This window comes from Streptomyces sp. NPDC093089 (assembly GCF_044754405.1).
Taxonomy (GTDB): Bacteria; Actinomycetota; Actinomycetes; order Streptomycetales; family Streptomycetaceae; genus Streptomyces.
Window position 1 is genome coordinate 596,174 of record NZ_JBIVPA010000004.1, and the last position, 14,736, is coordinate 610,909.

10 protein-coding genes are annotated in these 14,736 nt (G+C 73.7%); 2 read left to right on the forward strand and 8 right to left on the reverse strand.

Annotation, left to right across the window (positions count from 1 at the left end; genetic code table 11):
* The first annotated feature begins 136 nt into the window (after positions 1 to 136).
* Positions 137 to 1,960, forward strand: a complete 1,824-nt coding sequence (locus tag ACIQFX_RS12640; protein ID WP_402461497.1) for a glycoside hydrolase family 3 protein — start codon at positions 137 to 139, stop codon at positions 1,958 to 1,960.
* A 53-nt stretch (positions 1,961 to 2,013) separates the two neighbouring features.
* Here the strand turns inward: ACIQFX_RS12640 and ACIQFX_RS12645 are convergent, their stop codons facing one another.
* From ACIQFX_RS12645 to speB, 7 genes are all read right to left on the reverse strand, one after another.
* The gene (locus ACIQFX_RS12645; RefSeq protein WP_402461499.1) at positions 2,014 to 3,465 is read right to left on the reverse strand and encodes an aminopeptidase; all 1,452 of its coding nucleotides are present in this window, start codon (positions 3,463 to 3,465) and stop codon (positions 2,014 to 2,016) included.
* A 99-nt stretch (positions 3,466 to 3,564) separates the two neighbouring features.
* The gene (locus ACIQFX_RS12650) at positions 3,565 to 4,047 is read right to left on the reverse strand and encodes a hypothetical protein (protein ID WP_402461501.1); all 483 of its coding nucleotides are present in this window, start codon (positions 4,045 to 4,047) and stop codon (positions 3,565 to 3,567) included.
* 260 nt (positions 4,048 to 4,307) lie between these two features.
* Complete coding sequence (locus ACIQFX_RS12655; protein WP_402461502.1) at positions 4,308 to 8,033, reverse strand: ABC transporter ATP-binding protein; 3,726 nt, start codon at positions 8,031 to 8,033, stop codon at positions 4,308 to 4,310.
* Positions 8,034 to 8,137: 104 nt separating this feature from the next.
* Positions 8,138 to 8,443, reverse strand: a complete 306-nt coding sequence (locus tag ACIQFX_RS12660; RefSeq protein WP_402461503.1) for a lysine transporter LysE — start codon at positions 8,441 to 8,443, stop codon at positions 8,138 to 8,140.
* A gap of 98 nt (positions 8,444 to 8,541) precedes the next feature.
* A complete protein-coding gene (locus ACIQFX_RS12665; RefSeq protein ID WP_402461504.1) occupies positions 8,542 to 8,967 on the reverse strand; it encodes a hypothetical protein in 426 nt (141 codons plus the stop codon).
* Positions 8,968 to 9,066: 99 nt separating this feature from the next.
* Positions 9,067 to 10,749 carry a thiamine pyrophosphate-binding protein gene (locus tag ACIQFX_RS12670; protein ID WP_402461506.1) on the reverse strand — a complete coding sequence of 561 codons (1,683 nt, stop codon included), beginning with the start codon at positions 10,747 to 10,749 and terminating at the stop codon, positions 9,067 to 9,069.
* A gap of 131 nt (positions 10,750 to 10,880) precedes the next feature.
* Positions 10,881 to 11,858, reverse strand: a complete 978-nt coding sequence (speB, locus tag ACIQFX_RS12675) for an agmatinase (protein WP_367827920.1) — start codon at positions 11,856 to 11,858, stop codon at positions 10,881 to 10,883.
* A gap of 120 nt (positions 11,859 to 11,978) precedes the next feature.
* On the opposite strand from speB, the gene ACIQFX_RS12680 reads away from it, so the two are divergent.
* Positions 11,979 to 13,442, forward strand: a complete 1,464-nt coding sequence (locus tag ACIQFX_RS12680) for a PucR family transcriptional regulator (RefSeq protein WP_402461508.1) — start codon at positions 11,979 to 11,981, stop codon at positions 13,440 to 13,442.
* Positions 13,443 to 13,574: 132 nt separating this feature from the next.
* Here the strand turns inward: ACIQFX_RS12680 and ACIQFX_RS12685 are convergent, their stop codons facing one another.
* Positions 13,575 to 14,735 (reverse strand): trypsin-like serine peptidase, encoded by a 1,161-nt coding sequence (locus tag ACIQFX_RS12685; RefSeq protein WP_402461509.1) that lies wholly within the window; start codon positions 14,733 to 14,735, stop codon positions 13,575 to 13,577.
* Between the last annotated feature and the right edge of the window lies 1 nt (position 14,736).

Genomic DNA, 14,736 nt, shown 5'->3' on the forward strand with positions numbered 1-14,736 from the left:
TGGCCTTCGATCGCCTCCGCCGGGTGAGGAGCACGCGGACGATTCCTGCGCGGATCCTTGACCTGGCAGTTACTTTCGGGCTATCCGTGGCACCTTGGAAGTTTCCTTCATCTCCGCACGGCCGGAAGGAGCAGCAGTGCACCACCGCGCCCCCGCCCCCTCCCGACGCACCCTTCTCACGGTGACCGCCGCAGCAGCGGCGGCAGCCGTCACCGGGGTCACCGCACCGGTGGCCCAGGCCGGGACCGACGACCGGAGGCTCCGGCGGATCATCGACCGGATGTCCCTGGAGGAAAAGGTCGGCCAGCTCTTCGTGATGCGGGTGTACGGCCACTCCGCGACCACGCCGGACCAGGCCGACATCGACGCCAACCTGACCGAGATCGGCGTCCGGACCGCCGCCGAACTCGTCGAGCGCTACCACGTGGGCGGCGTCATCTACTTCGCCTGGGCCCACAACACCCGTGACCCGCAGCAGATCGCCGCGCTCTCCAACGGGATCCAGCAGGCCGCGCTCGCCCAGCCGACGCCGATCCCGGTGCTCATCTCCACCGACCAGGAGCACGGCATCGTCTGCCGGGTCGGGAAGCCCGCCACGCTGCTGCCCGGGGCGATGGCCCTCGGCGCCGGCGGTTCGCACGCGGACGCCCGCAGGGCCGCGCAGATCGCGGGCGAGGAACTCGCGGCCGTCGGCATCCGGCAGAACTACGCCCCGGTCGCCGACGTGAACGTCAACCCCGCCAACCCGGTCATCGGCGTCCGCTCGTTCGGCTCCGACCCGCAGGCGGTCGCCGGGCTCGTCGCCGCGCAGGTGAAGGGGTACCAGCGGGCCGGTGTCGCGGCCACCTCCAAGCACTTCCCCGGGCACGGCGACACCGCCGTCGACAGCCACTACGGCCTGCCGACCATCACCCACACCCGGGAGCAGTGGGCCGAGCTCGACGCGCCGCCCTTCCGGTCCGCCATCGCCGCCGGGATCGACTCGATCATGACGGCACACATCGTCGTCCCCTCGCTCGACCCCAGCGAGGACCCGGCGACGCTCTCCCGGCCCATCCTCACCGGCATCCTGCGCGAACAGCTCGGCTACGACGGCGTGGTGGTCACGGACGCGCTCGGCATGGAGGGCGTCCGCACCAAGTACGGGGACGCGCGCGTCCCGGTCCTCGCCCTCAAGGCCGGCGTCGACCAGCTGCTCAACCCGCCCAAGCTGGACGTCGCCTGGAACGCGGTCCTGACGGCGGTCCGGGAGGGCGAGCTGACGGAGGCCAGGCTCGACGAATCGATCCTGCGCATCCTACGGCTCAAGTCGAAGCTCGGCCTGTTCCGGAAGGCGTACGTGACCCGGGCCGGCGTCGACCGCGTCGTCGGCACCGCCGCCCACCGCGCCGGGGCCGACCGGATCGCCGAGGCCACGACGACCCTCCTCCTGAACGAGGACGACTTCCTGCCCCTGAGCCCGGTCACCCACGGCGACGTCCTCGTCGTCGGCGCCGACCCCGCCTCGCCGTCCGGCACGACGGGCCCGCCGACCACGACCCTCGCCACCGCCCTGAACGAACTGGGCTTCACCGCGACCGCGCTCTCCACCGGGATCACCCCCACGGCGGCGAAGATCGACGAGGCGGTCGCGGCGGCGGCCGGCAGGTCCGCGGTCCTGGTGGGCACGTACAACGTCTCCGCGACGAGCCCCCAACGCGCCCTCGTCGCCCGGCTCGTCGCCACCGGGGTCCCCGTCGTCACGGTCGCCCTCCGCAACCCCTACGACATCGCCCGGATCTCCGGGCAGCGGGCCACCCTCGCCAGCTACTCCTGGACCGACGTCGAACTCCGCGCCGCGGTCCGCGTCCTCGCCGGCCGCGCCCGCCCGCTCGGCCGCCTCCCCGTCCCCGTCCAGCACGCCGACGACCCCTCCCGGGTGCTCTACCCGGTGGGCCACGGCCTCTCGTACGGGCGGTAGACGCGAAAGCGGGGTGCGTCCCGCCGGACGCACCCCGCTGTCACGCTCAGGTACTACGGGCGCAGCCCGTGCTCCCGGGTGGTGTCCTCGTCGACGACCGCGTCGAGGCGCGAGTCGAAGCGGGCGAGGGGCTGGGCGGCCTGGACGGCGGGTGCGGGGACGCCGGCCCAGGCGAGGATGCGGGCCGTGGCGTTCTCGCGCTCGGCGTCGACGAGCCCGGCGACGTTGGCGCCGTGGTTGGCGCCCGGGGCCGTGTAGACGTAGCTGTCGCGCGCGCCCTTGCCGAGGCGGAACTTCTCGGAGCCCCACGGGTCGTTGCCGCCGTAGACGAAGAGCATCTGGTTCGCGTTCTTGCGGACCCAGTCGTCGACGTCGCGCATGACCTGCGGCTTGAACTTCATGGGGATCTCGCGCGGCACGAAGCTGCTGGCCGGCTGGTAGCCGTAGCGGCTCAGGCCGGCGAGGTGCGGCTGCTTGATGGTGGGCGAGCCGAGCTCGGTCGCCGCCTGGTAGTAGTACGGCGTGTAGTACTCGAGGCCCTGGTCGGAGTAGGCGGACCAGCCGGAGTAGGCGTCGATCGTCTCGTAGACGGTGTCGTCGCTCGCGGTCGCCGCGTCCGGGATCTGGTCGCAGACGTCCTGGCCGTAGTACTGCCAGAAGCCCCAGACGAAGTCGAGGACGACGGCCTCGTAGGCCTTGTCGAGCGAGCCGAGGGTGTTGAAGGTGGCGCCTTCGGACTCGGCCCAGGCCTGGAACTTCTTCTCCAGCGGCTCGCGGCGGACGAGGGCCTCGCGCTGCATGTTGTTCAGGCGGTCGCGGCAGTCCTTCGTACCGACGGTCTCGAAGAACCGGTCGTACGCCGAGTCCTCCTTGTTCACCACGTCGTTCGGGGCGACGTAGGCGACGACACCGTCCATGTCGCGCGGGAAGAAGCGCTCGTAGTACGTGGCGGTCATGCCGCCCTTGGAGCCGCCGGTGGACAGCCAGTTCTTGCCGTAGATCTTCTTCAGCGCCGTGTAGATCCGGTGCTGGTCACTGGCCGCCTGCCAGATGTCCAGCTTGGACCAGTCGGCGGGCTGCGGGCGGGACGGCGTGAAGAAGCGGTACTCCATGGAGACCTGGTTGCCGTCGATGATCCGGGTCGGCTCGGTCCGGCTCGGCGTGGTGCTCAGGCCGTACCCGCTGGTGCGGAAGACGGTCGGGCGGCTCGTGTCCTTGTGGAGGAGCGAGAGGCGCTGCTTGAACGTGCCCGCCCACGGGCGGTGGTGGTCGATCGGCTGGACGTACTCCAGGACGAAGTAGCGGTAGCCGGCGTACGGCTTCTCCTCGATCAGGCTCATCCCGGGGATCGCCAGGATGCGGTCCTTGATGTCCGTGCTCGTGCTCTGCGAGTCGACGACGGTCGCGCTGCCGGTCTCCGTGTCCACGGCGGTGGCCGTACCGGTCGACCCGACGGTGCCTATGAGCACCGAAAGCGACAGCGCCCATCTCAGCGACTTGCGCATTCACCCTCCCCTTGGTTCACAACGGTGTCGCGAACCTAGCGGGGGCAACGTGTGGACCGCCAGACCCAATTGGTCCTTACTCTTGGACTTTCCTTCGCATCAGCACAGGATCCATCCCGTGGCGGTGCCCTTCCCGGCCACCGAACCGTTCACCCGCACGCAGCGGTTGAGGGCGTGGACGGTGACGGGACCGGCCTGCCGGTCGAACCGTCCGGCCTTGACGGCGGGCCGCCCGCCGCGCGGCTGGAGGGAGACGGACATCGGGCGGCGCGGGCCGGGCCGCTTGGCCACGGTGACGGCGCAGACGTAGTTCCGGGTCCGGTACACCCGCACCTCGCCCGTGGAGAAGGCGAACGTCCTGGTCGGCCGGCCGTTGCAGACGGAGGCGGCGTCGGCGGTCCCGCCGCCGGGCCCCGGGCCGGGCAGCACGAGCAGCACGAGGGCGGCGAGGAGCGTGCCGAGCACGCGGGCGAGCGCCCGGGCGGGCCCGCCCACCGGTCGCCGCCCGCCGCCGGGTCGGCCGCCGTGCCGGTCGCCTCGCCGGCCGTCGCGGTGGTCCGTGGCCGTCGGGTCCGAGCTCATGCGCTCCCCTCCCGGGTGAATCGCCGTACGGGCATACGGCCGTACGACGCACCCCACACCGGAATGGTTGCCTCCGACCATCCGGGGCGACGGCGGGAGGCCGGAAAGCGCGCCCGGCCGGCCCGGCTCCGGGAAGAGGTCGTGCGGGCCGACCGGGAGCGGTCGGGCGGGCGTCCCGGGAGCCGCCCGACGGGTGCCCGGGAAACGGCCGCGGCCGGCCGGGAAAGGCCGGCCGGCCGCGTACGTCCGCTGCGAAGGGGTCAGACCCGCTCGGGTTCCGCCTCCCCGATGAAGGTGCTCCAGAGGGAGGCGTACCGGCCGCCGAGGGCGAGGAGCTCGTCGTGGGTGCCGTCCTCGGCGACCCGGCCGTGGTCCATGACGATCACGCGGTCGGCGCGGGCCGCCGTGGTGAGGCGGTGGGCGACGACGAGCGTGGTGCGGCGGCCGGCGAGGCGGTCGGTGGCCTGGTTGACCTGCGCCTCGGTGGCGAGGTCGAGGGCCGCGGTGGCCTCGTCGAGGAGCAGGATGTCCGGGTCGACGAGCTCGGCGCGGGCGAGCGCGATGAGCTGGCGCTGCCCCGCGGACAGGTTCCGCCCCCGCTCGGCGACCTCATGGAGATAGCCGCCGTCGAGCGTGGCGATCATGTCGTGGGCGCCGACCGCGCGGGCCGCCGCCTCGACCTCGGCGTCGGTCGCCTCGGGGCGGCCGTACGCGACGGCGTCGCGGATCGTCCCGGCGAAGAGGTACGTCTCCTGCGGGACGACGCCCAGCCGGTGGCGGTACGCCGTGAGGTCGAGCTCCCGCAGGTCGGTGCCGTCGGCCGTGACCCGGCCGCCCGTCGGGTCGTAGAACCGCGCCACCAGCTTGACGAGGGTGGACTTCCCGGCGCCGGTCTCGCCGACGAAGGCGACGGTCTGCCCGGCGGGGATGCGCAGGTCGACGCCGGTGAGCGCCTCCTCGCCCGCGTCGGCGGAGCCGTATCCGAAGGACACGTCCTCGAAGGCGATCTCGCCGCGCAGCGACCGCACGCCGAGGGGCGCGGCGGCGGGGGCCGTGGACGTCGGCTCCCGGAGCAGTTCCTGCATCCGCTTCAGCGAGACGGAGGCCTGCTGGTAGCCGTCGAAGACCTGCGAGAGCTGCTGGACGGGGGCGAAGAAGAGGTCGATGTAGAGGAGGTAGGCGACGAGGGCGCCGGTGGTGAGCGTGCCGGCCTCGATGCGGTTCGCGCCGACGATCAGGACGGCGGCGGCCGCGGCGGAGGACAGCAGCGTGACGAACGGGAAGTAGACCGAGATCAGCCACTGGCCCCGGACGCGCGCCGCACGGTACTCCTCGCTGTGGGCGCCGAACCGGTCCGCGACGGACTGCTCGCGGCGGAAGGCCTGCACGATCCGGAGGCCGGTGACGGACTCCTGGAGGTCGGCGTTGACGACGCTGATCCGGTCGCGCGCCAGCTCGTACGCCCGGACGCTCGACCGGCGGAAGAAGTACGTGGCGACGGCGAGGACGGGCAGGGTCGCGAAGACGACCAGGGCGAGCTGGAGGTCGAGCACGAGCAGCGCGACCATGATCCCGAAGAAGGTCACGACCGAGACGAAGGCGGTGACCAGGCCCGTCTGCAGGAACGTCGACAGGGCGTCCACGTCCGTGGTCATCCGGGTCATGATCCGGCCGGTGAGCTCGCGCTCGTAGTAGTCGAGGCCGAGCCGCTGGAGCTGGGCGAAGATCTTGAGGCGCAGCGCGTAGAGGACCCGCTCGCCGGTACGGCCCGTCATGCGGGTCTCGGCGGTCTGCGCGACCCACTGCACGAGCACGGTGACCAGGGCGAGCGCGGAGGCGGCCCAGACGGCGCCGATCGCCAGCCGGTTCACGCCCTCGTCGATGCCGTGCCGGATCAGGACCGGCAGCAGGAGGCCCGCGCCGGCGTCGAGGGCGACGAGCCCGAGGCTGATGAGCAGCGGGGCGCCGAAGCCGCGGAGCAGCCTGCGCAGGCCGTACGCGTCCTCCGCCGAGACGGCCCGGGCCTCGTCGACGGTGGGGACGTCGGTGGCGGGCGGCAGGGCGGCGACGGCGGCGAGCAGCTCGGGGGTGGCCCCGGGCGCGGCGCTCTCCCGGTCGGCGGCGTCGTCCCGCACCCACAGGGTGGGGGTGATGCCCCGCTCGGCGTCGAACTCGGCGTCCAGCTCGGCCCGCAGCGTGCGGTCCTCGGGAGGCCCGGCGGGCGCCGCGGCGTGGCCGGGCGAGACGGCGCCCAGCTCGTCGGGGTCGGTGAGGAGCCGCCGGTAGAGCTCCGAGCGCTCCTCCAGTTCCTCGTGGGTGCCGATGTCGGAGAGCCGGCCGCCGTCCAGGACGGCGATCCGGTCGGCGAGGCCGAGGGTGGAGCGGCGGTGCGCGATGAGCAGGGTCGTGCGGCCCGCCATCACCGACTTCAGCGCCTCGTGGATCTCGTGCTCGACCTTGGCGTCGACGGCGGAGGTGGCGTCGTCGAGGAGCAGCAGCCGGGGGTCGGTGAGGATCGCGCGGGCCAGCGCGAGGCGCTGGCGCTGGCCGCCGGAGAGGGTGAGGCCGTGCTCGCCGACCTTGGTGTCGTACCCGTCGGGCAGCTCGGCGACGAACCGGTCGGCCTGGGCGGCGCGGGCGGCGGCCTCGATCTGCTCCGGGGTGGCGTCCGGGACGCCGTACGCGATGTTGGCGCGGACGGTGTCGGAGAAGAGGAACGAGTCCTCGGGCACGAGCCCGATCGCGGCGCGCAGGGAGTCGAGGGTGAGTTCGCGGACGTCGTGGCCGCCGACGAGGACGGCGCCGTGGGTCACGTCGTAGAAGCGGGGCAGGAGCAGCGAGACGGTCGACTTGCCGGAGCCCGAGGCGCCGACGACGGCGACGGTCTCGCCGGGGCGGATCTCCAGGGAGAAGCCGTCGAGGACGGGGGTGCCGTCCTGGTAGGCGAACGACACGTCGTCGAACTCGACGGTCGCGGGCACGTCGGCCGGCAGTTCCACGGTGCCGTCCTGGATGGCGGGCTCGGTGTCGATGAGCTCGACGACCCGCTCGACGCCGGCGCGGGCCTGCTGGCCGATGGTGAGGACGATGGCGAGCATCCGGACCGGGCCGACGAGCGAGGCCAGGTAGGAGGAGAAGGCGACGAAGGTGCCGAGGGTGATCTGCCCGCGGTAGGCGAGCCAGCCGCCGAGGGCGAGGACGGCGACCTGGCCGAGGGCGGGGACGGCCTGGAGCGCGGGGGTGTACCTCGCGTTCAGCCGGATCGTCCGGAGCCGGCCGGCGAACAGCTTCCGCCCGGCCTCCCTGATCTTCCCGGTCTCCTGGTCCTCCTGCCCGAAGCCCTTGACGACCCGGACGCCGGTCACGGCCCCGTCGACGACGCCGGCGACGGCCGCGGCCTGCTGCTGGGCGTACCAGGTGGCCGGGTGGAGGCGGGTGCGGCTGCGCCTGGCGATGAACCACAGGGCGGGGGCGACGGCGAGCGCGACCAGGGTGAGCGGGAACGACAGCCAGGCCATGACGGCCAGCGAGATGAAGAACAGGAGGAAGTTCCCGATCGTCATCGGGAGCATGAACAGCAGGCCCTGGATCAGCTGGAGGTCGCTGGTCGCCCGCCCCACCACCTGCCCGGTGGACAGCTCGTCCTGCCGCCGCCCGTCGAGCCGCGTGATCGTCCGGTACATGTCCGTGCGCAGGTCGTGCTGGATGTCGAGGGCGAGGCGGCCCCCGTAGTAGCGGCGGACGTACGTGAGGACGTAGACGGCGACCGCGGCTCCTATCAGGAGTCCGGTCCACACCGCGAGGTCCCGGGTCTTCGTCCCGATCACGTCGTCGATGATCACCTTGGTCACCAGCGGCACCAGCGCCAGCACGGCCATTCCCGCCAGCGACGACCCGAGGGCCAGCAGCGTGTTCGCCTTGTACCGCCACGCGTACCCGGCCAGCCTCCGCGCCCACCCCTGCTGTTTCCGCCCGGTCTCCGCCACCAGTGGCCTCCCGCTCGTCCTGCTCTACCGGAACACCCAACGCGGCCGACGTGCGTTTTCATCCCACCGCAACATTCGGGGGCCGTTCCTGCGCCCCTTCCCGGTCAGCAGGAGCAGCCGCTCGCGTAGTACGCGAACACGAGGACGTACCCGGACGTGCAGACGGCGGCGGCCGCCAGGCGTCCCGTCCGCCGCCGGGCCGGCGCGCGGAACGCCTCCCAGACGCCGTAGCCGGTGAAGAGGGCGAACAGACCGGCTCCCCCGCCGGTCAGGAGCGGGCTGACGCTCCAGCCCCAGAGGGCCAGGAGCAGCAGGCCGCCGAGGAGCAGGCAGGCCAGCACCCCCAGGAGCGCTTCCCCCACGATCTCGGCGACCGCCTCCTTCAGGAACTCCCACAGACCCCGCACCATGGCCTCCCCCTCGTGTCGCGCGACCGGCCCCGCGCCGGTCCTCGGCCAGGAGGACCCGTGCGGGGCCGGGAGAGTTGCCAGGGGTGGGGCTCCTTCGGTCAGAAGGGGCCGGGGAGGGTGACGGAGATGCCGTTGCCGGTGTCGGTGACGACGACATTGCTCCAGACCAGCGTCATGGGCGGGCTGCAGGCGGGCTTGAAGGTGGCGGTGACGGTGACGGAGAAGTTGGCCTTGCCGTTCTGGACGGGGAAGGTGCCACCGCCGCCGGTGGACTGCTTGTTGGAGGCGCTGGGGTCGTTGCCGCCGCGGTTGACGCACTGGGCGTCGGCGGTCACGGAGATGTTGACGGACTGCTGGTTGCCGAGTCCGGCTTCCTTGCCCTTGACGGTGAGGCTGCTGCCGGAGGCCGTCGCGGTCGGGGTTCCGACGAAGTGGGCGCTGACCGCGCCGGCGGTCGGGGCGAGGAAGCCGACGAGGCCGAGGGCCACGGAAGCGGGGAGGAGCAGGGCGGAATGGCGTCGCATGACGGGTCACCTCTCAGGGGAACGAACGCCGTCGTCGCGGAGTGCGCCGCTGTCCGCGGGATGCCCCCAGGATATGCCCGGGGGCGCCGCGCGGCCGGTTCAGAGGTGGGTCGGTTCGAACATGCGGAGGAGCGCCGGGAGGACCACGACGGAGGGGCCGGGGGTCGCGAGGGCGGCGGCGAGGTCGGTCGCGAGCGCGTCGGGGTCCGTGAGGGTGGCGGGGACGCCGAAGGACTCGGCCAGCGCGACGAAGTCGGGGCGGGTCAGCTCGGTGCCCGTGGTCTCGCCGAAGGCGTCCGTCATGTACTCGCGGAGGATGCCGTAGCCGCCGTCGTCGACGATCAGCCAGGTCACGTCGAGCCCGTACTGCTTCGCCGTGGCCAGCTCCGCGATCGAGTACATCGCGCCGCCGTCCCCGGAGACCGCGAGGACCGGCGCGGACGGGTCGGCGACGGCCGCGCCGAGTGCGGCGGGGAAGGCGTAGCCGAGGCCGCCGGCGCCCTGGGCGGAGTGCATGGTGTTGGGGTGCCGGGCGTCGAACGCCGACCAGGCCCAGTAGGCCAGGATCGTCATGTCCCAGAAGCTCGGCGCCCGGGCCGGCAGCGCCTTCCGCACCGCCGCGACGACCCGCTGCTCCAGGCCGAGGTCCTGGGCGGCGATCCGCTCCCCGACCTTGGCCAGGACCGCCGAGACCCGCTCGGGCGCGGTCGGGTCGGTGCGCTTCCCGGCCGTCTCCAGGAGGGCCTGGAGGGCGAGCCGCGCGTCCGCGTGGATGCCGAGCGCCGGATGGTTGGACTCCAGCTTCCCGGCGTCGGCCTCGATCTGGATCACCCGGCCGCGCGGGGCGAACGTGCGGTAGTTCGAGGACAGCTCGCCGAGCCCGGAGCCGACGACGAGGAGGACGTCGGCGTCCTCCAGGAAGTCGGTGGTGTGCCGGTCCTCCAGCCAGGACTGGAGCGACAGCGGGTGCGTCCAGGGGAAGGCGCCCTTGCCGCCGAAGGTGGTGACGACGGGCGCGTCGATGAGCTCCGCCAGGGCCCGCAGCTTGCCGGACGCGTCGGAGCGCACGACCCCGCCGCCCGCGATGATCGCCGGCCGCTCCGCCCTGGTCAGCAGGTCGGCCGCGACCGCGGTGAGCTCGGGGCGCGGTGCGAGGTCCTCGGGCGTCGCGTCCAGCGCCGTGACCACGGGCAGGAGGGTCTCGGCGGTGAGCACGTCCTGCGGGATCTCCACCCACACCGGCCCGTGCGGGGCCGTGAGCGCCGACTCCCAGGCCGCCGCGATCGCGGACGGGATCTGGGACTGCGTGCGGACGGTGTGGACGGACTTCACGACGTCCCGGAACGAGGCCTGCTGGTCGCGCAGCTCGTGCAGGTAGCCGTGCCGTCCGCCGCCGAGCCCGGCCACCGGGATCTGGCTGCCGATCGCGAGGACCGGGGCCGACGCGGCGGCCGCCTCCTGGAGCGCGGCGAGCGACATCAGCGCGCCGGGGCCGGTGGACAGCAGCAGCGGGGCCGCCTCGCCCGTGATGCGGCCGTACGCGTCGGCGGCGAAGCCGGCGTTGTTCTCCACCCTGAGGCCCACGTACCGGAGCGACGACCGGCGCAGCGCGTCGAACATGCCGAGCGCGTGCTGGCCGGGGAGGCCGAAGACGGTCGTCGCGCCCAGACCCGACAGGGTCTCGATGACGAGGTCACCGCCCGTGCGGCCCGGGGGAGGGTTGAGGGCGGCGGCCGTCTGCGCCGGGGTGGGGCGCAGTACCAGGTCGTGGTCGTGGGTCATCGGGTCCCTCGGGGCGTGGCTCGGTGGTCGGGTGCGGCCCGGTGGTCGGGTCGTGCCCACCCGTTCCTCCCCCAAGGACTTCGTCCAGGGCGGACCCCCAGGCAGAACGTACGCCCACGACCCGACCGGCGTCACTTCGCGGCGCGACCGGCCGCGATCTGGCGGGACATGATCGTGGTGAGTTCGTACGCGGTGTGGGAGGCGGCGACCGCGGTGATCTCGGCGTGGTCGTAGGCGGGGGCGACCTCGACGACGTCGGCGGAGACCAGGTTGCAGGAGGACAGGCCGCGGAGGATCTCCAGGAGCTCGCGGGAGGTCATGCCGCCGGCCTCGGGGGTGCCGGTGCCGGGGGCGTGGGCCGGGTCGAGGCAGTCGATGTCGATGGAGATGTACAGCGGGCGGTCGCCGATGCGCTGGCGCAGCTGGTCGGCGACCTCGTCGGCGCCCCGGCGGTAGATGTCCGCGGAGGTGACGATGCCGAAGCCCATCTTCTCGTCGTCGGTGAGGTCCTGCTTGCCGTAGAGCGGGCCGCGGGTGCCGACGTGGGAGAGCGCGGAGGTGTCGAGGATGCCCTCCTCGACGGCGCGGCGGAACGGGGTGCCGTGGGTGTACTCGGCGCCGAAGTAGGTGTCCCAGGTGTCGAGGTGCGCGTCGAAGTGGAGCAGGGCGACCGGGCCGTGCTTCTTGGCGACGGAGCGCAGCAGCGGCAGGGCGACGGTGTGGTCGCCGCCGAGGGTCATCATGCGGGCGCCGGTGGCGAGCAGGTCGTCGGCGGCGGCCTCGATGGTCTCGACGGCCTCGTTGATGTTGAACGGGTTGGCGGCGATGTCGCCGGCGTCCGCGACCTGGGCGAGGGCGAACGGGGAGGCGTCCTGCGCCGGGTTGTACGGGCGGAGCAGGCGGGAGGCCTCGCGGATGGCGTTGCCGCCGAAGCGGGCGCCGGGGCGGTAGGAGACGCCGCTGTCGAAGGGGATGCCGACCACGGCGACGTCGGCGGTGCCGACCTCGTCGAGCCGCGGCAGCCGGGCGAACGTCGCGGGACCGGCGTACCGCGGGATGCGGGACGAGTCGATCGGGCCGCGCGGGGTGTTCTGGTCGCTGCTGCTCATGGTCGGGGTCCTCCTGGGGGTGTCGGTCGGTCCGGCTCGACAGTAAGTGGCCCGAAAGGGACAGAGAAGTGTACGTTCCCTCCACTGTACGGACCGTGGATGTACGAAGGGGCCACTCCGATGACCGCACCGACCGGCCCGGAGCCCGGGCCCGGTTCCACTCCCCCCGCGCCGCCGGTGCCGCTCGCCGCGCTCCTCGCGCACCCGGACCTCGGCCTGCGGCTGCTCGCCGGGCCCGGCGACGTACCGCTGCACTGGGTGCACACCTCGGAGATGGCCGACCCCTATCCGTACCTGCTCGGCGGCGAGCTGCTGATGACGGCGGGCGTACAGCTCGCCGACCCGGCGCACTACGTCGAGCGGGTGGTGGAGGCGGGCGCCGCGGCGCTCGCCTTCGGCGTGACGCCGGTGTACGACACGGTCCCGGCCGCGCTCGTCGAGGCCTGCGCGCGCCGCGGCCTCCCGCTGGTCGAGGTGCCGCCGAGGACCCCGTTCACGGCGGTCGCCCGGGCGCTGTGGCGGCTGATGGCGGAGGCCCGGCTGCGCGAGCTGCGCCGGGTCACCGAGGCCCAGCAGTCCCTCGCGACGGCCGCCGCCCGCCCGGCGCCCGTCCCGGCGGTGCTCGGCGCCCTCGCCTCCCGCCTCGGGGGGCGCGCGGTGCTCTTCGGCGCGGACGGCACGGAGGCGCTGGCCGCCGGCCGCGAGGTGCCGGCGGAGGCGGCCCGCGCCCTGCGGGAGCTGGCGGGCGTCCTCGGCCCGCGCCCGGGCGGTCCGGCCTCGGCGAGCGGGGACGGCGGCGGGCTGCGGCTCGCCGCGTACGCCCTCGGCGGCGGGGACGGCCTGACCCTCGGCGTGGCGACGGGCCACCGCGGCCCGGGCGACCACACGATCGTCGGCGTCGCCGTGGTGCTGCTGTCCCTCCTGACGGCCCCGCACCGGGGCGCCGACGCGGCCGTACGGGACGGCGCCCTGGTCCGGCTGCTGCTCGGCGCGGCCCCGGCGGAGGTCGCGGGCGCCCTGGGCCCGGGCCCCTGGACGGTGGTCCACGCCCGCGGCGGCGACGGCACCCCGTTCGCGGCGGCCTCGCTGGCCGCGGCGCTGGGGACACCGCTGGTGGACGCGGGCGGTACGGCTCCGGGGGGCGCGACCGGAGCCGTGCGCCTGCTCCTGCCCGCCTCCTCCCCCGTCACCGCTCAGTCCGGCTGGACGCTGGGGGTGGGCGTCCCCGCCGAGGCGGACGAGCTGTCGGCGGCCGACGCGCAAGCAGCGCGAGCCCTGCGGCGGGCGGAGGCCACCGGGGCGGATCTGGTGCGGCACCACCCGGGCGGGATCGCCGCCCTGGTGGACCCGGACGAGGCCGCCGCCCACGCGCGCACCCTCCTCGCCCCGCTGACCGGACCGCTCGCCGAGACCCTGCGCGTCTGGCTCTCGCTGCACGGCGGCTGGGACCGGACGGCCGTCGCGATGGACATCCACCGCAACACCGTCCGCCAGCGGATCGCCCGCTGCGCCGCGCTGCTGGGACGGGACCTGGACGATCCGGACGTGCGCATGGAGCTGTGGTTCGCGCTCAAGTCCCGGTGAGGGGCGAGGCCGGGTCGTCCGGCCGGGGCGGTCATGCGCGGATCGCGCCCCGGCCGAGGGCAGCGAGCCGCGGGTCGGGGCGCAGCTTCGCCATACGGAGGATCTCGGGGGGCCACGACAACGGCACGGGGATCACCACCCCGGTATCGCGGCGGCCAGTTCGGGTGTCGCGCCTTCGAGGCCGTGGGCCCAGTTCACGCGGTCGGGGACCCCGGCGAAGTGCAGGCCGAGGACCTTCCGGCCCTCGGCCTCCAGGTCGACGACGAGCGAACCGGAGCTGCCGCCGAGCGTGCTGGCGTCGTGGCTGATGATCCAGCGCCGTTCGTCCTCGTCCACCTCGCCCCGGCCCTCGGTGAGCACCCCGGGAGTGAGGCGCTTCACGCCCTTGACTCCGGCGAACAGTTCGGCGAAGACGTCCGGACTCGTCGATCCCGCGCTGCCGGGGAAGCCGACGATGTAGACCTTGCGCCCACGGGAGGCGAGCGCTCCGCGGGTCGCCTCGTCATCGCCTCGGGCCACCTCGACCGGGGTGGGGAAAGGCCGTCCGCTCACCCGGTCGAGCTGGAGTACGGCCAGGTCGAGGCCGTCGAAGTTGACCCTCGGAACGGTGGGGTGAGCGCGTTCGGGTGCCCCCGCGCGCCCCACGCCCAGGACACGGCTGATCCGGAAGACGCGATTCGGCGGCCCGCCGCCGACCTCCGCGCCGAAGTCGACCGCCACGCCGGGCTTGAGCTCTCCGCCGAACTGCCCGTCCGTACGGGACGGATGCGTGGAAATGGCCTCCAGGACGTGGTAGTTCGTCACGACGACACCCTCGTCGATCGCCCACGCCGTGCCCTGGTAGCCGAGGAGCGAGCTCGGGTCGTTCACCCGGCCGGCCGCCCGGCAGACGGTACGGAGCTCGGCTTCGATCCGCGACAGGGCCGCCGCCCACGTCGCCACCGCGGGTGCCGTGACGTCGAAGAAGTCGTCCTCGACGAAGAGCACCGGGCGGGTTCCGTCGCTGTGGACGACGGCCTCCAGCCGCGCCACGTCCCGCATGCCGAGCTGGGCGTCGACGCCGTGGTCGACGACCTCCCGCAGCGCGTACTCGGCGCCGCGCATCAGTCGCTTCCGCGCCTCGGGATCGGCCCTCTCCCCGAGGTGTTCCTCCAAGCGGCCGACCTCGTCGGACAGTTGCGTCATCAGACGTTCGGGATCCGGCGGGCCCGGCGCGCCGCCCCCGCCGGCGTGCTCGGGTCCTCCGCTCTGCGACTCGCCGAGGAGCCGCTCATAGGCGCTGCCGACGGACATG

Bases quoted from the DNA above. Each gene is read 5' to 3' on its own strand.
- ACIQFX_RS12645 (WP_402461499.1), bottom strand. From the start codon at position 3,465: ATGCGCAAGTCGCTGAGATGGGCGCTGTCGCTTTCGGTGCTCATAGGC.
- ACIQFX_RS12650 (WP_402461501.1), bottom strand. From the start codon at position 4,047: ATGAGCTCGGACCCGACGGCCACGGACCACCGCGACGGCCGGCGAGGC.
- ACIQFX_RS12660 (WP_402461503.1), bottom strand. From the start codon at position 8,443: ATGGTGCGGGGTCTGTGGGAGTTCCTGAAGGAGGCGGTCGCCGAGATC.
- ACIQFX_RS12665 (WP_402461504.1), bottom strand. From the start codon at position 8,967: ATGCGACGCCATTCCGCCCTGCTCCTCCCCGCTTCCGTGGCCCTCGGC.
- ACIQFX_RS12670 (WP_402461506.1), bottom strand. From the start codon at position 10,749: ATGACCCACGACCACGACCTGGTACTGCGCCCCACCCCGGCGCAGACG.
- speB (WP_367827920.1), bottom strand. From the start codon at position 11,858: ATGAGCAGCAGCGACCAGAACACCCCGCGCGGCCCGATCGACTCGTCC.
- ACIQFX_RS12680 (WP_402461508.1), top strand. From the start codon at position 11,979: ATGACCGCACCGACCGGCCCGGAGCCCGGGCCCGGTTCCACTCCCCCC.
- ACIQFX_RS12685 (WP_402461509.1), bottom strand. From the start codon at position 14,735: ATGTCCGTCGGCAGCGCCTATGAGCGGCTCCTCGGCGAGTCGCAGAGC.